The organism is Aeromonas sp. A600620 (assembly GCF_029479985.1).
Classification (GTDB): domain Bacteria; phylum Pseudomonadota; class Gammaproteobacteria; order Enterobacterales; family Aeromonadaceae; genus Aeromonas; species Aeromonas veronii_A.
In genome coordinates this window covers 226,236-244,837 of sequence record NZ_JAAKXB010000003.1, presented here as the reverse complement: position 1 = coordinate 244,837, position 18,602 = coordinate 226,236, and the positions used below count along the sequence as shown (strand labels likewise).

Here is an 18,602-nt window from a genome sequence, read left to right as displayed (position 1 = left end):
CCATCCTACTTGTTGGCCGGGGTGTTGGACGCAGCTTGAGCAGACGCTGCATCAGCATCCTGCTCGGCGGGATTGACCACGGCACCCGGTCGTACTTTCTGCAAGCCAGCCACGATCACCCGCTCGCCGGAGGTCAGCCCTGACTCCACCACCCAGTTGCTGCCAACGACACGGCTCAGCTGCACGTTGCGCAGCTCCACCTTGTTGTCAGCCGTCACCACCATCACGGTGGCGCCGCCATTGGGGGTGCGAGTCACCGCAGTTTGCGGCACCAGCAGCCCTTGTGCCCGCTCACCCTCCTGCAGGGTGGCGCGCATAAACATGCCGGGCAGCAGCAGCTGATGAGGGTTGGGCACAATCACCCGCAGGGTCACCATGCCGGAGGTCTCATCCACTGTCACATCGGAGAACTGCAGCGAGCCCTCTTCGCCATAAGTGGAGCCATCTTCCAGCTGGAAGGTCACCCTGGCCCCTTTCTGCTCGTCCTGGGTCAACTTGCCCTCGGCGACCAGTCGCTTGAGGCGCAGCAGATCGGCGGTGGACTGACGCACATCCACATACATGGGATCGAGCTGCTGAATGGCAGTCAGGCTGTCAGCCTGCTGGGCAGTCACCAGCGCCCCCTCTGTCACCGCGGATTTACCGATGCGGCCACTGATGGGGGCGGTGATGCGGGTGTAACCGAGATTGATCTCGGCAGTGCGCAGGGCCGCCTTGCTCGCCATGATCTCCGCTTTGGCCTGCTTCCAGCTGGCATCGGCGTCGTCATAGTCCTGACGGCTGATGGATTTGACTTTGAGCAGCTCCTGATAGCGCTGCGCCTTGAGGCGGGCACTCTGCTCGTTAGCCTCGGCCTTGGCCAGATTGGCTTTGGCGCTGGCGACTGCCGCCTGATAAACAGCTGGATCGATCTGATAGAGCAGATCGCCCGCCTTCACATCACTTCCCTCGGTAAAGAGGCGCTTGAGGATGATGCCGCTCACTTGCGGACGCACTTCGGCCACCCGCAACGGGGCGCTGCGGCCGGTCAACTCGGTGGTCAACATCAGCGGACCGCTCTGCAGGGTCACCACGTTGACCGCCGCGGGGGGCATGTCGCCCTGTCCCTGAGGTGCGCCCCCCTTGTCACCACAACCTGCCAGCAAGCCTGTAGCCAGCAAGGCAAGACCAACTGAACGAGCAAGAATATGTTTATGCATGAAACACCTGAGCCTTTGCCAGTCAATGAACAATCAGGGCCGCATGGGCCCTGTTGGTAAATAGTCGAAAGATGAGGCAATATACATACATTCATAAATGTATGTAAGTGACTTTTTACTTGCATGAGGCACAAATTTCGATGGCCAGACGAACCAAAGAAGAGGCGCAGCAAACCCGCTGCCACATCATGAGCACGGCGCTGGATCTGTTCTGCTCCCAGGGCTTGGCCAAGACCAGCCTGACTGACATCGCCAGGGCGGCAGACCTGACCCGCGGGGCCATCTATTGGCACTTCAAGAACAAGGATGAACTCTTCATTTCGCTCTGGCAGGAGCTCTGCAGCCCCCTCGCCCACCAGCTCGATGCCTGCCTCAATCCAGATGAGCCGGATCCGCTGGGGCAACTGCGCCTCTTCTTCGAAGGGGTACTCCACAGCTTCATTCACAATCCGGCCCAGCGGCAGATGTTCACCATACTGTTCAATCTCGAATCGCTGGAGGGGGAGGCAATCTCACTGCGCGAACATATCCGCAGCGAGTCAGCCAACTTTTTCCGGGACCTGGAGACCACCCTGGCCAATGCGGTACGGCGGGGCCAACTGCCCGCCAACCTCAACCTGCAGCGCGCCGCCACCCTGCTCCACTGCACCCTGGATGGTTACATCATCAACTGGCTCCACTTTCCGGAGCGGATCGACCTGCAGGGCGAATCAGCCTTCCTGATAGAGAGCATGTTTACCATGCTGGCCCACCCCCACGGGCCTGCCTGCGGCCGCTAACCGGCTCCGGTAACTCCCACCCATCCAAATCGGGGCCTGACCGCGCGCTTTGGCAGTCAGGCCCCGATTTGTTACCCTGTGCGCCCCCTGCTTGAGGTAACCCCTGTGCCACACTCTGACGCCATCCCCGCTTCCCGGCCATTGAACGACCAGCATGCCCACGCTCGAGCTGCCTTTGTGGCGCGCCTCAAACCCGGCGCTCACCTGCTCAATGGTCAGTGCGGTACGGGGGAGGATCTCTGCTGGCTGCGTGCAGAAGGGTATGTGGTCACCGCCTGCGAAGCGATACTGGCCGACGCCAGAGTTGCCTCACAGCAATCCGGGCAAGCAGTGCGGGTCTGCTCGCTGGCGAAGATGCACTCGGTGCTCCCTTACGATGGCATCTGGCTGAGTCGCCCACTTGATAGCGACGAAGCCACTCTTGTCCCCCTGTTGCAACAGCTGGCGACCCTGCTCAAAACGGGCGCACCGCTCTGTTTCCCCCTACAGCCAAGCGGCAAGATAAGTCACGATGAGCTACAGCAACTGGTCACCACATCCGGGATAGCGCTGCAACTGGCGCCGATGGAAACCGTATCAGCCAGCACCTCAGACTCCGCAAGTCAATATGCCAACCAGTACGTCATGTTGCTGCGCGGCGATCATCAGGCCACCTAACGGGCTAATTCATCACGGATTTTCCCATTCAATGCTAAGCCGGCTGCTAGTCGGCGATCTTGGCTATCGACAATATTTAACTCGGCATTAACGCATAAAAGGCAGACATAACACGGCTTACGTGTTAAAAAGTTCGATTAATATCAAAATTTAATAACAAAACAGACAATACAACCAACTCCGGATTTCCTTATGAAACTTGTCCTGAAACTCATTGCTGGCATCCTTGCCGGTCTCTTGCTCGGTCTCTACGCCCCTGAGTGGGTGGCGCGCGTGCTGTTTACGGCCAAGACAGTGATAGGTCAGCTGATCACCTTCACCATTCCGCTCATCATTCTGTTCTTTATCATGAGCGGCATCGCCAGCCTGCCGAAAAACTCCGGCAAGCTGCTGGGCAAAACCGTGGCCCTCTCCTACTGCTCCACCATTCTGGCAGGGCTATTCGCCTTTACCGTGGCGAGCCACCTGATCCCGCAGTTCACCACCGCCGCCGAGCCCACCACGGCCACGGCCATCAAGCTCGCCTCCTACGTCAATCTGGAGATCCCGCCGCTGTTTGGCGTGATGTCGGCACTGGCCGCCGCCTTCGTGTTTGGCATCGGCATCAGCGCCACCCAGGCCACCGATCTGCGCCGGGTCGCCGATCAGGGCCGTGACATCATCGACCGCCTGCTGGCCAAGGTGATCATTCCGCTGCTGCCGTTCTATATCGCGGGCGTCTTTGTCGAGATGACGGTAGAAGGCACCGTATTCGCCACTCTGAAAACCTTCGGCGTGGTGCTGGTGATGGCGATCCTGATGCACTGGATCTGGCTCTCCGTACTGTTCGTGGGTACCGGTCTGGCCCTTGGCCGCTCACCGGCCCAGCTCATCAAGAACATGCTGCCCGCCTACTTCACCGCGCTGGGGACCATGTCGAGCGCCGCCACCATTCCGGTCGCCCTGCAATCGAGCAAGAACAACGGGGTGAGCGACGGTATCGCCAACTTCACCGTGCCGCTGTGTGCCACCATTCACCTCTGTGGCTCCACCATTACCCTGGTCACCTGCGCCACCGCGGTGATGTTCCTCTCCGAGCATCTGGCCATTCCGGGCATCGAGACCATGCTCCCCTTCATCATGATGCTGGGGGTGATCATGATCGCCGCCCCGGGCGCCCCGGGTGGTGGCGTGATGTCGGCACTGGGCCTGCTCACCTCCATGCTCGGTTTCGGTGAAGCCTCCATCGCCCTGATGATCGCCCTCTATCTGGCGCAAGACAGCTTCGGCACCGCCTGCAACGTCACCGGTGACGGCGTGATTGCCCTGTGGGCGGATCGCTTCGCCAACGGTAGCGAGAGCGCAGCCCCCGTGGCCGAGGCCGAACAGGCGTAAGCTCGCCGGGATAGCTCAACCATCCTCTGCAAAAACGCAGGCCCGAACCATGTTCGGGCCTGCGTCGTTTCTGCCACCTTCACTGCTTTTGTACGTATTCCCCCTCCCCCTCTTTACCCCTCTCTGCCGTAAACAGCACTGGCACAGCTCTCTACACCCGACAAAATTATTGGCATATGCTACATATGAGCGTATAAATGGCTTATGCCAATTAGGAGCCACCATGCCAAGACCCAAGATTGCCCGCCAGATCTGTGGCCACCCCGCCAACAGCTGCTTCAAACCCAACGGCCGCCCCATGCATCAGCTGGAACAGGTCACGCTGGCCCCTGACGAGTTCGAGGCACTCCGCCTCGTCGACCTTCAAGGAATGCAGCAGCAGGAGGCCGCCCTGGTGATGGGGGTCTCCCGCCAGACCCTGGCCAATATCCTGAAAAAAGGGCGCTACAAGGTGGTGGAGTGTCTGAGTCTGGGCAAGGCATTGATGATGCAACCCGCCGAGCCCGACCACCCAACCAGTGGAGAAGAGCCGACATGAATGCTGTCACAACCATGACCACCAACCCCTGCAACAGCGCCCTGATGCTGAGTCAGGGGCTGCTGGCTGGCCACTTTACCCGTGCCGAGCAGCTGCAAATTCTTAACCCCGAAGGGAACGTTATCGCCACCCTGGCTAACCCGGCCACCGCCGAAGGCTGCCACGGCAAGCAAGCGCTGCTCGACGCCCTCGCCCATCATCAAGTGGGTCAGGTGGTGGTGCGCAATATCGGCGAGCGAATGCTGGGGCGCCTGCTGGCGGTCAATATCCGGGTGCTGCAGTGCCGCTCTGCCCGCTTGCCGCTGCCCGCGCTGCTGGCCCCCGCTAATCTACAACCTCTCACCGAGGCAAGTCAGGGCCGTCCATCTCGCCGTCATCAGAGCAAGGCCGCGATCCGTGTCATCCAGCCCCTCGGCGCAGGCCAGAGTCATGCCCATTGTCACGGTGGGTGCAACAGTGGATCCGATCACTGCTGCGCCAGTGGTGGCAATCAGGCAGAGAGCTCACGACAAGGCCATACTTGTTGCCACGGCAGTGAGGGCGCCAACCAGCAGGGCGGTTGCTGCTATCATCACTGATGCCATCGCAGTGCATGTCATCACCATCAGGGAGAAGAGATCATGTCCATCTGGTTATTGAGCCTGCTCGCCTCATTCGTGCTGATCCTGGCTATGGGCTCCATCATCTGGTGGCGCCAATACCAGCTTGCCCAGAAACGGGAAGATAAAGAGGTGCGCCCCTGTGGCTGCTCCAGCGCCTGCGCGGATCACCTCTATCAGATCAGCGAGCCGACGCCCAAAAAGTAACCTGAGCGCAAACGCCATAGCCGCAGATACAAGGTCGGCAAAATAAGGGCGCGTGAAATCGATAAGCGCATAAAAGAGAGGGGGCACCTGCTGGTGCCCCCTCTCTATTTATTCCTCGTCATGCTTGAACCGCCTCTTTCCCCCTTACGCTCATCACACGCGCTCAACCCGGCTCTGCGCCACTGGCCGCCACACCTGATGAACTGGCGGGATCCTGATACTGCTGATAGATGGCATAAAACTCGGCCTTGTTGTGCAGGGCCGCAGCGACACAGGCGGGATCAAACTGGCTGCCGGCATGCTCCTCCAGATAGGCAAACGCCATCTCGAACGGCCAGGCCTGCTTGTAGGGGCGCTCGCTGGTCAGGGCATCAAAAACATCAGCCACCGTCACGATACGCGCCGCCAGCGGGATCGCCTCCCCCGCCAGCCCCAGCGGATAACCGGTACCATCAAAACGCTCATGATGGCCTGCGATGATGTTGGTCAGCATATCGGTGTGGTGAATGCCATCGAGGCCAAACTCATTGATCATCAGGCTGATCATCTCTCGCCCCTTGCTGGTGTGAACCTTCATGATCTCGAACTCTTCCGGGGTCAGCTTGCCCGGCTTGAGTAAAATGGCATCCGGCACCGCGATCTTGCCGATGTCGTGCAGCTCGGAGAAGAGGTAGACAAACTCCACCTCCTCGTCGCTCAGCCCGCAAGTCGGGGCCAGCGTCTTGGCGATCAGTCGGGAGTAGGCCGACATCCGATGCAGATGGTTGGCGGTCTCCTCATCCCGATAGCGACTGAACTCACGTGCCGTGGTCAGCGCGCCGCCGAGGGTCTGAATAGAGAAGAACTCCACCGCAATGATGGCGGACAACATCTGGGCATAGGCCGACAGCTCGCTTTGGATCGACTCATCGAAATATCCCGGCTCCATGGCATCGCAAAACAGAAAACCAAACAGCTTGCTGTTGAACAACAGCGGCTCGGTATAGCTGGAGGCATAGCCCGCCTCCAGCAGCTTGCGGCTGTGTTCCGACGCGGAACCACGCAGGGCATCGAGATTGCCAAGCACCCGGGGGTGCTTGTGCTCCGCCAGATAGCGCAAGGATGGAACATCGCTCAGCTTCACCTCATACTGCACCAGCGGCGAGGGCCCCTCGGTGCTGTGGGCGAAGGTCTTGAGCTGATCGGTATGGGGATCGTAAATCGCAATGGCCACCCGACTCAGCTTGTCAAAACGCTCGCGCAGCGTAGCGTGCAGATTCTGCATTCTTTCGCCAAATGAACTTTCCATTGCCTTCTCCACCGGATCACCATGATGGGAGTATAGGGGTACCCGTGACAGGGTTCCCAGCCACAGACCGCGAAATTGACTAATAAGTCAGCAACGCATATTACCAGTCACAAACCTGTGCAGCAGGGACTGCGCGCCAGTCAGGGCTCCACCATCAGCCGCTATTCGCACGGCCCAATCCTGCCCACTCGGAGATATTGTTAGGTTCTGCCATGCTGGCTGTATAGTTTTTGGTTAACCATTCCGGTAAAATCCGCGCCCTTAAAGAAGAGCCACCTAAGAGTGATTGAGCGATGTCCAACATAAAACAGGCCCCCAAAGTAGGATTCGTCTCCTTGGGTTGCCCCAAAAACCTGGTCGATTCAGAACGCATCCTGACCCAGCTGCGTACCGAAGGGTACGATGTGGTGCCCAGCTATGACGATGCCGAGCTGGTCGTCGTCAACACCTGCGGCTTTATCGACAGCGCGGTGCAAGAGTCGCTGGAAGCGATCGGCGAAGCGCTGGCCGAGAACGGCAAGGTGATCGTCACCGGCTGCCTTGGCGCCAAAGAGAACCAGATCCGCGAGATCCACCCCAAGGTGCTCGAGATCACCGGCCCCCACGCCTATGAAGAGGTGCTGGGTCACGTCCACAAATATGTGGAGAAGCCGCAGCACAACCCCTTCACCAGTCTGGTACCGGCCCACGGCGTCAAGCTGACCCCGCGCCACTACGCCTATCTGAAGATTTCCGAGGGGTGCAACCACCGCTGCACCTTCTGCATCATCCCCTCCATGCGCGGGGATCTGGTGAGCCGCCCCATCGGCGACGTGCTGGCAGAAGCCAAGCGCCTGAAAGAGGCGGGCGTGAAGGAGCTGCTGGTGATCTCCCAGGACACCTCCGCCTACGGCGTCGATGTGAAACACCGCACCGGTTTCTACGACGGTATGCCGGTCAAGACCAGCATGGTCGCCCTGTGCGAAGAGCTGGCCAAGCTCGATATCTGGGTACGTCTGCACTACGTCTACCCCTACCCACACGTAGATGACGTCATCCCGCTGATGCGCGATGGCAAGGTACTGCCCTACCTCGATATTCCGTTGCAGCACGCCAGCCCGCGCATCCTGAAACTGATGAAACGCCCGGGTACTGTCGAGCGCACTCTGGAGCGGATCCAGAAGTGGCGCGAAATCTGCCCGCAGATCACCCTGCGCTCCACCTTTATCGTTGGCTTCCCGGGCGAGACCGAGGAAGATTTCCAGATGCTGCTGGACTTTATCGACAAGGCGGAGCTGGATCGGGTCGGCTGCTTCAAATACAGCCCGGTCGAAGGGGCGCTGGCCAACGAGCTGCCGGACCCGGTGCCGGAAGCGATTCAGGAAGAGCGCTTCCAGCGCTTTATGGAGCTGCAACAGCAGGTCTCCATCCGCAAGCTGGCCCGCAAAGTGGGTCAGGAGATGACCGTTATCATCGACGAAGTGGACGAAGAGGGTGCCACTGGCCGCTCCTTCGCCGATGCGCCGGAGATCGACGGTCTGGTCTACCTCAACGGCGAAACCGGCCTCAAGCCGGGCGACATGGTCAAGGTGCGGATCGACGAATCCGACGAATATGACCTGTGGGCCAGCCTGATTAGCTAACCCTTGCTGACCACCGCTCAATGAAAAAGCGCCTTCGGGCGCTTTTTTATGCTTCCAGATTGCACTTCTACACCAGTAAGCCCCACTTTGCGGTACAAAACTGGCATATCCGTATGCAAGGGTGTGTAATAGTCGTTTCTGTTTGGCGACGACTCGAAATCCCATGCAACTCAAACCCCTTCTCAAGGGACGCTTTCAGCCCCACTGGCAGGCCAGTCATGATCTTATCGTGCAGGTAGTGCAATCCTGCATCACGGAGCAGCATCTGATCCCCGAGGGGGAGCCCCTGATGCGTCAGGGGGAGCTATTGCGGGATCTGGTGCTGGTACCGGGCGGCCGCATCGCCATGGGCCACACCGCCATGAATGGCCGCCGCTTTCAGCTCGGCACCCTGGAGTGCGACAACCAGCTGTTTGGCGAGATGGAGTTCTTCACCGGCTACCGCTGCCAGCTCGACATCATCGCCGAGGAGCCGCTGGAAGTGGCCCGCATCGACGGCGAGCAGCTGGAGCAGGCGCTGGTCGCCCACCCCAAGGTGGCGCTCTTCTTTGCCACCGCCATTGCCATCGACTATCAGGACACGGTGGATATCTTCACCTGCCGCATGCTCTACCCCATCAGCTACAACATCGCCCTCGACCTCTATCACAGCCACTGCCACCACAACCCGGTGAGCGGCTTTCGCAAGGGGTATCAGGAGGCGGAACGCTTCGGCACGACCGACCGGGTCTACCGGCGGGCGGTGAAAGAGCTGATGGAGAAGGGACTGGTGGAGCGCGGCGAAGAGGGATTGCAGATCCGCGATCTGGCGGGGCTCAAGGCCTTTCTGGAGCAGCCATAAGTCGCAGGCCTCAGTTGCCGACTGAGCAGCAACAAGCGGAACAGCAACAAAAAAGAGGGGCGGTTTATACCGCCCCTCTTGCTGTTTACTCCCCCGCTCAGGCGAGACAGGGCTGAGGCCGGGCCATGCGCAGCGAGGCTACCAGCATGGCGAGGATCACGGCGTAGATAAGCGGGATGGCGTACATCACCGCCTGCAAGCCGATCACCTGCTCGAACATGGCGCTGATGGCCGGGCTGAACATGGCCCCCGCGCTGCCGCTGATGAGGATGTAGGAGACGTTCTTGCTCGACGCCTGGCGCACAAACGACACCCCGTAGGCGATAAAGGCGTTGTAGAGCGCCGCGCAGACAAAGCCGTAACCATAGGTGAGGTATGGCAACTGGCTCAGGTTATCGGTGGTAACGATGAGCGCCGTCATCCCCATCGCTAGGGTGATGATCACCAGCAGGAAGGTTCGGATCGCAATGCGGGTCACGATGGCGGTGGAGACCAGTGCGCCGAGCAGGGCAGCCGTCCAGTATTGGGTGATGATGTTGCCCGCCTCCTCGAAGGGGATGCCGAACTTATTCTTCACGAACATGGGCGCCCAGGTGAGGAAGGTGTAGAGCGCCAGCATGCCTAGAAAGAGCCCCAACCCGCCGCTGATGATGCCGAGGTTCCACTCCGAGTGCTCGTTGCCTGCGCTCTCGCCACCCGCCTCGCAGCTGCGGAAGTTGGTCAGCACCGCCACCAGCATGGTCGCCAGCGCCACCACGCCCACCGCCAGATAGCTCCAGCTCCACGCCATGGCGTGAGTCAGGGTGTAGGTGGTGATAAGCGGGAAGACCACCCCGGCCACGTTGAAGGTGGCATCCTGCACCACCAGCATGGTGCTCTGCATCCGCGCCTGCCAGACGCTCACCACCAGCGTTCCTGCAATGCAGAGTCCCACCCCGCCACACAGGCCGATCACCGTCATGGCAGCCATCACCACATAGAGCGAGCCAGTCAGATGGAGCGAAGCCGCCGCCAGCGCGATCAGGCCGTAGCAGAGCAGGGTCATCCGCTTGAGCCCCACCTTCTCGATAAGGAAGAAGGCGGCAATGGTGCCCGCCAGCGCCCCGCCGTTGAGCAGGGAGAAGATGGAGGCCACCTGATTGACGTCGGCGCCGAACTTGGCGGCGATGGGGTCGATCAGCATGCCGAACTGGGTCGCAAAACCGGCCATCACAAAGTTGGCCAGGAAGCTGATGGCAGTGAGGGAGAGCTTATTGTTCATATTGGATCTCTCTTGGGGTCAGGGTGCGTGCAGGGGTGGGCGGACTGCGGCGCTTACAGCGCGGTGTGCAGCGCCAGCTCGATCATCTGGTTGAAGGAGAGTTGCCGCTCTTCGGCAGTGGTCTCTTCACCGGTCAGGCAGTGGTCGGAGACAGTCAGGATGGCGAGCGCCTCTATCCCCTGCTGATGGGCCAGCCCGTAGAGACCGGCCACCTCCATGTCGATGCCAAGCACTCCAAACTTCTCCAGCGCCGGAATGAGGTTTTCGTCCGGATCGTAATAGAGGTCGCCGGTGAAGATATTGCCCACCTTGACCGGAATCGCCTTCTCCTGCGCCTTGGTAAACGCCTTGTGCAGCAGGGCAAAGTCGGCCGAGGTCGCCATCTGGTAACCGGCGCTGCGCTTGGCATTGGTCGGGGAATCTGTGCCCGCCGCCTGCGCCAGAATGACGTCGCGCATCTGCACGTGGCGCTGGGTCGCTCCCAGACTGCCGATGCGGATGATGCGCTTGACCCCGAAGTCGTTCACCAGCTCGTGGGCGTAGAGCACCATGGAGGGGATCCCCATGCCGTGGCCCATCACCGAGATGCGCTGGCCGTTGTAATAGCCGGTGTAGCCCAGCATATTGCGCACATTGGTCACCTCGCGTGCATTGGTCAGAAAGGTCTCGGCGATATAGCGGGCCCGCAGCGGGTCCCCCGGCATAATGACGGTCTCGGCGAAATCGCCCGGGTTGGCATTGATATGAGCGGTCATGGTTGTTGTGCTCCAGTTTGACTCGTTTTATTGTTTTGATGTGGCCATCCTAGCCGCCACCCCACCTCCCCTTGCAGGACAAAAGTCCTGTTGTCCCGATCGAGATCCCAGTTCCGGTAACTTGTGTCTGCTACATCGCATACCGCATGCTTTTCGACGTTGCTTGCCAAGGCTTGCCCATCACAGCCACCCGCCATTCCCGACCTACCGGTGTAAAAAAGCGGGAGGGCAACGCCCCTCCCGCTCGATAGACCCTGCGAATGACGCTACAGGCCGACGGCATTGTTCACTCTGCCGGTTGACACGCAATGCCAGCCATGGGCTGGCTAGCTCAAATCATGCAGTGCCTTGCCCAGGGGCGGCGTGAGGCGCAGATCCGAAAAACGCACCACCAACCCCTGCCGCTCGGGGGTGCAGCACATCACCCCGATAAAGCAGCGCTCGCCTGGCGGGAACGGAGCGAGCCGCAGCAGTGGCCACACCTCACCATCGGTGGAGTATTGCAGACGCAGACAATCGGCCAGCCGGGTCAGGCGCAGCCAGAAACGGCGCGGATTGCCGCTGAAAATACCGGTGGCCCAGTCAGATCGCTGATTGGTGAGCACGCTGCCGATCATCGGTTGGGCATCGTTGTACTCTATCCCCGCTTTGAGCCAGTGCGCCTCGTCTTGCAGCAACATCAGCCCCGCCTGATCGTAGAGGGTCGTGAACTCCCCTTCGACACAGACCTGAAAGGTAAATTCCCCCTCGACCTCACAGCCATAGAGATGCCCACTGTGGCGCTCGAAACCATACCAGGTGCTGCGCCAAAAATCGGTCTGCTTGTCCGTTACCACCAGCAAGCCGTCGCTTGTTTTGTGCCATTCGGCCGGTTCATTGAGCCAGAACCATTCAAGCCCTTCCCTCATCCTCTTTTGCTCCTGTTCTCGCCATGTTTCCCGTTGTCACCGGCCCATAACACTCGGGCGCGCTCATACTATCGCTGGCCATTCGGCCACGAGCCCCAGCTGCGAGCGGCCAACCAAAGGGACTCCATTGTGTCGCCATCATGACTGGCGAGCAAGCCGTTGGGGCCAACCTTGCAACCGATAGGCGATCGGGCAAGTAAAAGGGGGCCCCTATTGCACGACGATAAGACATCTCGATATGGGCTCGAGTCGACTAACAGGTGGTCGATAGAGGGGACGCTTCAAGCCCGCCAACATCAGATGGCATATCAGGCATCACACGAAACGAAAAAGCCCAAGCAATTTAATTGCTTGGGCTTGGTATGTGGCGGAGAGACAGGGATTCGAACCCTGGGTGGCATTGCTGCCACAATTGATTTCGAGTCAATCCCGTTCGGCCACTCCGGCATCTCTCCGTGGGATGAGATTTTTACCCGAGCTGGACCGAGGATGCAATAAAAATTTCTTAGATATCAAATGGCTGAATCAGCTATCTGGGAGCAGGCTCACAATGCTTCACGCACGGCCTGCGTTGCGAGGCCACTCTTGTATGGCTCTGTATCCACCCGCTCGCACACCCGGCCATTATCCACGTCGTGATATTCCCCCATTGCCATCAGGCGCCTCTTTTTCCTGCTTGGCACTCAAATTCATGGGTGATGCCGATTTTGGCTGGTTTCCTATGTATCCCCAAATCATTGCGGGTGCGCGGCAAGCTGGTAATCATGGGCTGATTGAGGAACAATCGCGCCATCCTGGCGGCTGTATTGATGATGTTCCGCCCCGATTGAACTGATGGATCTTCTTATGCGATTGCCGAAACTCAAGCCCCTACCCTTAACGCCCGCCCTTTCCCTGCTGCTGGCAGCCATCCTGCTCTGCGCCGCGCCGGCAGAGGCCAAACGCTACCCGCTGCCACCAGCCGGGAGTCGCCTTATCGGTGAGCTGGAGGATTACATCATCCAGCAGAATGAGCATCTGGAGCTGGTTGGCAAAAATACACAAATTGGATTTTTGGCGCTGCTTGAAGCAAATCCGGGTGTAGACCCCTATTTACCCAAGCCGGGCACCCGCTTGACGCTGCCCACCCAGATGCTACTGCCTGATGTGCCTCGCGAGGGGATCGTCATCAATCTGCCCGAACTGCGCCTCTACTACTTCCCCAAAGGGAAGAGCGAGGTCATCGTGCTGCCCATCGGGATTGGTGATATCGGCCGTGAGACTCCGGAGATGACCACCACCGTCATCGAGAAGAATCCCAACCCGACCTGGGTACCCGGTCCCATGGTGCGCAAATCCTGGCTGGAGCAAAAAGGGATCACCCTGCCCGCCGTGGTGCCCCCCGGCCCGGAGAATCCCCTCGGCAAGTTCGCCATGCGCCTTGGCTATGGCAAGCGCGACTACCTGATCCACGGCACCAACAAGGATTTTGGCGTCGGACTTCGGGTGAGTGCAGGCTGCATCCGGCTGCGACCTGACGATATAGAGGCCCTGTTCAAGATTGTGCCGATTGGCACGCCGGTGCGGGTCATCAATCAACCGGTCAAGGTCGCCATCGAACCGGATGGTCGGCGCTGGCTGGAGGTACACTCCCCGCTCTCCCGCACCGAAGAGGAGCTTGAAAATGGCGCCCCGCTGGTGCTATCTCCGGCCATAGAGAGCTTTATCAGCGCACCTGACGTGATGCAGGATGAGGTGACGGCAGCGCTGGAGAGAAAAAATGGCCTGCCCCGCCCCATCAGCAGCCAGCTTGTCAGTGGTTAAGTCACCAGCGCCCGAGTCGCACCGGAGTCACCTTACCTCATGAAATTCCTGCCCCTCCTGCTCCTGTTGGCCTGTCACTCCTTGTGGGCCAAGGACATTCTCTGGATGAACAATGGCGATCGTCTGACCGGCAACATCGAGGAGGTGACCGAACAGTCGGTGCGCATCGCCCTGCCCTACAGCGGCGCAGTCACCGTCCAGCGGGAGGCCATCAAACGCTGGCGCATCGATAAAGAGGACAAACCCAAGGCGACGGCAAAGGGTGGGCTCAAGCTGTTCGAGGATGACCAGGATGAACGCAACGCCTGGCTCTGGACCGGCAGCGGCGATCTCAATGTCAAACTCAAACAGAATGACAAGCAGACCAACAACGTCAACCTCAAGTGGAAAAGCGAGCTGGCCAATCTGGACTGGCGTTACAGCTTCTCCGGTGAATATACCTATGAGACCGCTGACAACGTCACCGACAGCCATTATTATCAGCTCAACCCTACGCTGGACTACTTCTTCAACCAGCAGTGGTTCTTGCGCACCTCACTCGATGCCGAATATGACATGCTAGATAAAGATCGCTATCTCTACATGGACTATGGCTCGGGGCCTGGCTATCGCTTTTGGAACGACAAGCGCCGCCGACTGGAGCTGATGGCCCAAGGGGGGCTAAGTCGGCTCTACTTCCGTGAAGATAGCAAGATCACCGGCGTTTTTCTGGGTGAACGGGTCATAGACTACCCCTTCGCTGGCCTGAACTGGGATTATCGCCAACCTTTCTCCCTCTGGCAGGAGAAAATGGAACTGTTCAGCCAGGGGCGCTATCTGAAATATCTGGCACAACCCTCCCCCTATGTCACCCGTAATCAGGATCTGAAAGGCAGCATAGGGTTGCGCTACTACTTCAATGACCATCTGCGCCTCTCCTGGTCGAGTGAGCTGAATTGGGAAGATGCTGACATCCTTGTCGACACAGGCAGCCCGGAACCCCGCGAGAGCGAATTAAGACACCTGCTCAGCCTTGGCGTCAGTTTCTAGCCCCGGATCCCCAACACGCAAAGAGGAGCCAATTCGGCTCCTCTTTGCTTTAGGCAGACAGGCTCGCTAGATCAGCCCCCAGGCGGCAATCTGGTAGATCCATACCATCGCCAGCAGGGTGCCGACCAACCCCATGATGACGCCGATGCGCACCATCTGGTGACTCTCCACCAGACCGGTGGCGTGGGCCAGCGCATTGGGCGGGGTACTGATGGGCAGCGACATCCCGAGCGAAACCGAAATGGTGACCGCCAGGATCAGGGTGTGACTGCCGCCCCACTCTGCCAGCTCCGGCATACTGACCGCCAGTGCCGCCACCAGTGGCAGCAACAGATTGGCGGTTGCGGTGTTGGACATGAAGTTGGCCATCACCACTGCCAGCAGACAGGCACCAATCAGCACCGCCAGCGTGGAGTATTCGTGGAACGGAATGTGGGTGATGAGCCGCTCGGCCAACCCGGAGTCCTCCAGCGCCAGCCCCAGCGCGATACCACCCGAGACCAGCCAGAGCACATCGAGGGAGATCTTGTGCAGATCGTCCTTGGTGATGATGCCGGTGGTCAGGAACACAGCTACCGGGATCATGGCGACCACGTAGGAGCTCATGCCATGCAGATCCCCCAGCAGCCAGAGCACTATGGTGGTGATAAAGGTGAGGTAGACCACCCAGGCGCGAGGGGTCTGCATAAAGCGCCCCTCAATCTTGAGATCCATCAGCTTGAGGGAACTCGGGAAGAAGCGCCCCAGCAGGAACCAGCCAAGCAGCAACAGCAACACCACAAAGGGCACCGCAAATCCCATCCACTGACCGAACGAGATGGCATGCTCGCCGGTCAGGTATTTGAGGGCCACTGCGTTGGGCGGAGTGCCGATGGGAGTGCCGATCCCGCCGAGGTTGGCCGCCAGCGGAATGGCCAGCACAAAGCCGATTTTGGCCGGGTCCTTGTCGGGAAACGCCGCCAGCACCGGGGTAAGGATGGCCAGCATCATGGCGGTGGTGGCGGTATTGCTCATAAACATGGAGAAGGTGGCGGTGATCAACATCAGCCCCAGCATGACGATCCGGGGATCCTGACCGAACGGGCGCAGCAACACCCGCGCCAGATTGACATCCAGATGGTATTTGGTCGCCGCAATGGCGAGGAAAAAACCGCCGAGAAACAGCATGATGACCGGCGAGGCAAAGGTCGCCATCACCTCGGTGGACTTGAGCAGCTCACCAAAGCCCGGTTCAGCCTTGTCGGCAGTCATGAACCAGAGCCCCTTGTCGGAGAGCAACAGCAGCTCCAGCACGATGATCAGCACCGAGGTGGCGAAGATGGGGATGGGCTCCAGGATCCAGCAGAGGGCGGCCAGCACGAAAATGGCCACGACCCGCTGCTCGATGACGGTGATCCCCTCCAGCGGGATCCAGTGGGTCGGGATCAGCAGGATGGTGAGGCTCAGCAGCAGTGGCAGAATAATCTTGTTATTGATGGGCACTATTGTCTCCAGGATCGGGAGTAAGAAACCAATAGTGGCATAACATGCTATCGCCTCATGCCGCCAACTCGCCAAAATGAGAGCTGGCTAACTGCACGGCGCACCGTTTTGTGAGTCATATCAAGCTGGGGTCGGCGCGCTATGGCTGACGCCTCAGCCCTTGCAACAAACAGGCAAAAAAACGGGCCCGCTGTTCGTTGCACAGGACAGCGGGCCCGTTTCACCATTCATGCCGATGAGGGAGCTCAGAAGTAGATGCGGGTCACCGACTCGATGACGCAACCCGGGCGGCGGATCCCTTCGATCTCAACCTTGATCTCTTTGAGCAGCTCCAGCCCACCCTTGATAGGGGTGACCCGGGCAAGCTTGGTGCGGGCGCGGATGTTGCTATCCACCTTGATGGGGTACGGGAAACGTACCTGATCCAGCCCGAAATTCACCACCATGCGGGCGGTCGGGAACTCGGGAGTGGCCTCATCGACCGAGCCGGTTAACTGCGGCAGCAGCGCCAGGGTCAGGAAGCCGTGGGCGATGGTGGTCTTGAAGGGGGACTCGGCGGCCGCGCGCTCAGGATTGGTGTGGATCCACTGGTGATCCCCGGTCACGGCAGCAAACTGATCGATCATCTGCTGGCTGACGTGGAGCCACTCGCCGACATGGGTCTCTTCACCGATGCGGGCCTGCAGGGCGGCATAGAGCTCGGCCGCCTCGGCTCCCAGCTCCACAGCGGGTTCCTGAGCCACGGCAGGCTGACCGTTGGCTACTTGTGCCACGGTTGCTGCATCCTGTTGCTGCTCGCTCTGGGACTCGGCTTGCAAGTCCAGCACACGACCCAGCAAAGGGTGAAGATGTGCCTTTTGCTGAAACTCACGCCAGTAGTCGCGGATCGCCGGTGAGAGCCAATCCTTGAGCTCAAAGGGGTGCTGCGCCAAAATTTCGCGCTTGCGCTTCAGAAAATCGACAACTTTCATGTTCCGATCCCTATGTGATTCATTGCCTGTAAAGAGGTCTAACCAGTCCTATTTTATTAAAGTTTCAGCTGTAAGTGCAAAAAAATCTCGGCGTACACCTGTACCAAGGCGGAAGTAACTACTTACACCATGTAAACCAGCACGATCTGCCAATGAGGAAATCGATTGCCAAAGATGCCGCCAGCAGGGGAAATTCGCGGGGCTCATCATGAAAAAGGCCCTCATCGGACCTTGTGGTGGGGGTCAGCGCGCGCTCGACCAGCCGCTACGCAATCCCTCTTCATCCAGAAAGGACCAGGCGAGGATCCGGCTCACCTTGTTGCCCTGCGCCATGTCGATCACCCGTACCTGACGCGCCCCCACCCGGTTCAACGCCTTTTTCGCCCCCGGCAGATTCTCTTTTTTCGACACCAGCGAGCTGAACCAGAGGCACTGAGTGGCAAACTCCTTGCTCTGGGCGATCATGTTGGCCAGAAACGCCGCCTCGCCCCCTTCACACCAGAGCTCGGCCTTCTGGCCGCCGAAGTTGAGCACAGGGGCGCCTGTCACCTCCTTGCCCAGATTGCGCAGCTTGCGCTCCGTCCCCTTGCTCGCCTCTTCCAGCGACGCATGGAACGGCGGATTGCACAGCGTCAGGGCAAAGCGCTCCTTTGGCCCTATGATGCCGCGAAACACATGGTTGGGGTTGCCCTGCAGGCGACACTCAATCTGATTGCCGAGCCCGTTGCTCTTGGCCAGCAGGGTGGCCGCCTTGACCGAGACCGGATCGATATCCGATCCGACAAAACGCCAGCCATATTCGCGGCAGCCTAGCAGCGGATAGATGCAGTTTGCCCCCACCCCGATATCCAGCACTCTCACCCCCTTGCCGGTAGGGAGCTGGCCTGCGCTCTCGGCCAACAGATCGGCCGCCCAGTGCAGGTAGTCCACCCGTCCCGGGATAGGCGGGCAGAGGTAACCGGTAGGCAAGTCCCAGTGGGCAATCCCGTAGTGATGGGCCAGCAGGGCGCGATTGAGGGACTTCACTGCATCGGGATTGGCAAAATCGATGGTGCGGGTACCGTAGTCATTGATAAATACGTGGACGGCCAACTCGGGAGTTCGCAGGCAGAGCGCCTCAAAGTCGTAACCCGCCTCATGGCGATTACGGGAGTGAAGTCCGGATTTACGGTCGCCCGACTTGGGGCCACCAGCTGATGGGATGCGGGGTTTCATGCTGAGCCTGCCGAAGAAAACGGGCCCACACTATAGTGATTTGACTCGGGAAAGTCTAAACGAGGGCAATAAAA

The 18,602-nt window shown here is 59.5% G+C and carries 18 protein-coding genes and 1 tRNA gene; 10 read left to right on the top strand and 9 right to left on the bottom strand.

From position 1 onward, the window contains the following. Nucleotides 1-5: 5 nt before the first annotated feature. Nucleotides 6-1,199, bottom strand: a complete 1,194-nt coding sequence (locus G5533_RS06160; RefSeq protein WP_421208004.1) for an efflux RND transporter periplasmic adaptor subunit — start codon at nucleotides 1,197-1,199, stop codon at nucleotides 6-8. Between the two features lie 140 nt (nucleotides 1,200-1,339). Between G5533_RS06160 and G5533_RS06155 the strand changes: the two genes are divergently transcribed. The 6 genes from G5533_RS06155 to G5533_RS06130 all read left to right on the top strand — a co-directional run bounded on the left by G5533_RS06155 (nucleotide 1,340) and on the right by G5533_RS06130 (nucleotide 5,353). After that, a complete protein-coding gene (locus tag G5533_RS06155; protein WP_421208003.1) occupies nucleotides 1,340-1,978 on the top strand; it encodes a TetR family transcriptional regulator in 639 nt (212 codons plus the stop codon). Nucleotides 1,979-2,083: 105 nt separating this feature from the next. Further along, a complete protein-coding gene (locus G5533_RS06150) occupies nucleotides 2,084-2,635 on the top strand; it encodes a hypothetical protein (RefSeq protein WP_421208002.1) in 552 nt (183 codons plus the stop codon). Nucleotides 2,636-2,827: 192 nt separating this feature from the next. Beyond that, the gene (locus tag G5533_RS06145; RefSeq protein WP_005359180.1) at nucleotides 2,828-4,009 is read left to right on the top strand and encodes a dicarboxylate/amino acid:cation symporter; all 1,182 of its coding nucleotides are present in this window, start codon (nucleotides 2,828-2,830) and stop codon (nucleotides 4,007-4,009) included. Nucleotides 4,010-4,232: 223 nt separating this feature from the next. Next, complete coding sequence (locus G5533_RS06140; protein WP_076492301.1) at nucleotides 4,233-4,547, top strand: DUF134 domain-containing protein; 315 nt, start codon at nucleotides 4,233-4,235, stop codon at nucleotides 4,545-4,547. Further along, a complete protein-coding gene (locus G5533_RS06135; RefSeq protein ID WP_441254607.1) occupies nucleotides 4,544-5,125 on the top strand; it encodes a NifB/NifX family molybdenum-iron cluster-binding protein in 582 nt (193 codons plus the stop codon). Before G5533_RS06140 ends, G5533_RS06135 begins: the two co-directional genes overlap by 4 nt. 42 nt (nucleotides 5,126-5,167) lie before the next feature. Continuing rightward, complete coding sequence (locus G5533_RS06130; protein ID WP_421312487.1) at nucleotides 5,168-5,353, top strand: hypothetical protein; 186 nt, start codon at nucleotides 5,168-5,170, stop codon at nucleotides 5,351-5,353. A 163-nt stretch (nucleotides 5,354-5,516) separates the two neighbouring features. Here G5533_RS06130 and G5533_RS06125 read toward each other — a convergent pair whose 3' ends face one another. Next, entirely contained in the window at nucleotides 5,517-6,641 is a 1,125-nt protein-coding gene (locus tag G5533_RS06125; protein WP_421312486.1) for an HD domain-containing phosphohydrolase, read from the bottom strand. Nucleotides 6,642-6,934: 293 nt separating this feature from the next. On the opposite strand from G5533_RS06125, the gene rimO reads away from it, so the two are divergent. Together rimO and G5533_RS06115 are read left to right on the top strand one after the other, a co-directional pair. Continuing rightward, nucleotides 6,935-8,263 carry a 30S ribosomal protein S12 methylthiotransferase RimO gene (gene rimO / locus G5533_RS06120; RefSeq protein WP_421312485.1) on the top strand — a complete coding sequence of 443 codons (1,329 nt, stop codon included), beginning with the start codon at nucleotides 6,935-6,937 and terminating at the stop codon, nucleotides 8,261-8,263. A gap of 163 nt (nucleotides 8,264-8,426) precedes the next feature. Further along, on the top strand, nucleotides 8,427-9,104 hold the full coding sequence (locus tag G5533_RS06115) for a Crp/Fnr family transcriptional regulator (protein WP_216951704.1): 678 nt from the start codon (nucleotides 8,427-8,429) through the stop codon (nucleotides 9,102-9,104). Between the two features lie 97 nt (nucleotides 9,105-9,201). Here G5533_RS06115 and tsgA read toward each other — a convergent pair whose 3' ends face one another. From tsgA to G5533_RS06095, 4 genes are all read right to left on the bottom strand, one after another. Next, complete coding sequence (tsgA, locus tag G5533_RS06110) at nucleotides 9,202-10,365, bottom strand: MFS transporter TsgA (RefSeq protein ID WP_421312484.1); 1,164 nt, start codon at nucleotides 10,363-10,365, stop codon at nucleotides 9,202-9,204. A 53-nt stretch (nucleotides 10,366-10,418) separates the two neighbouring features. Next, nucleotides 10,419-11,120 (bottom strand): purine-nucleoside phosphorylase, encoded by a 702-nt coding sequence (gene deoD / locus G5533_RS06105; RefSeq protein ID WP_421205831.1) that lies wholly within the window; start codon nucleotides 11,118-11,120, stop codon nucleotides 10,419-10,421. Nucleotides 11,121-11,446: 326 nt separating this feature from the next. Next, the gene (locus G5533_RS06100) at nucleotides 11,447-12,028 is read right to left on the bottom strand and encodes a DUF1349 domain-containing protein (RefSeq protein ID WP_421205832.1); all 582 of its coding nucleotides are present in this window, start codon (nucleotides 12,026-12,028) and stop codon (nucleotides 11,447-11,449) included. 365 nt (nucleotides 12,029-12,393) lie between these two features. Continuing rightward, nucleotides 12,394-12,483: transfer RNA gene (locus G5533_RS06095), tRNA-Ser, on the bottom strand. 391 nt (nucleotides 12,484-12,874) lie between these two features. Between G5533_RS06095 and G5533_RS06090 the strand changes: the two genes are divergently transcribed. After that, entirely contained in the window at nucleotides 12,875-13,831 is a 957-nt protein-coding gene (locus tag G5533_RS06090) for a L,D-transpeptidase family protein (protein ID WP_441254606.1), read from the top strand. Nucleotides 13,832-13,870: 39 nt separating this feature from the next. Continuing rightward, entirely contained in the window at nucleotides 13,871-14,860 is a 990-nt protein-coding gene (locus G5533_RS06085) for a DUF481 domain-containing protein (RefSeq protein ID WP_421205834.1), read from the top strand. 66 nt (nucleotides 14,861-14,926) lie between these two features. Here the strand turns inward: G5533_RS06085 and G5533_RS06080 are convergent, their stop codons facing one another. The 3 genes from G5533_RS06080 to rlmF all read right to left on the bottom strand — a co-directional run bounded on the left by G5533_RS06080 (nucleotide 14,927) and on the right by rlmF (nucleotide 18,528). Further along, nucleotides 14,927-16,342, bottom strand: coding sequence for an SLC13 family permease (locus G5533_RS06080; protein WP_421205835.1), 1,416 nt, complete (start codon nucleotides 16,340-16,342; stop codon nucleotides 14,927-14,929). Nucleotides 16,343-16,587: 245 nt separating this feature from the next. Continuing rightward, nucleotides 16,588-17,313, bottom strand: coding sequence for a MaoC family dehydratase (locus G5533_RS06075; protein ID WP_441254605.1), 726 nt, complete (start codon nucleotides 17,311-17,313; stop codon nucleotides 16,588-16,590). A 243-nt stretch (nucleotides 17,314-17,556) separates the two neighbouring features. Next, the gene (gene rlmF, locus G5533_RS06070) at nucleotides 17,557-18,528 is read right to left on the bottom strand and encodes a 23S rRNA (adenine(1618)-N(6))-methyltransferase RlmF (protein WP_216951710.1); all 972 of its coding nucleotides are present in this window, start codon (nucleotides 18,526-18,528) and stop codon (nucleotides 17,557-17,559) included. Between the last annotated feature and the right edge of the window lie 74 nt (nucleotides 18,529-18,602).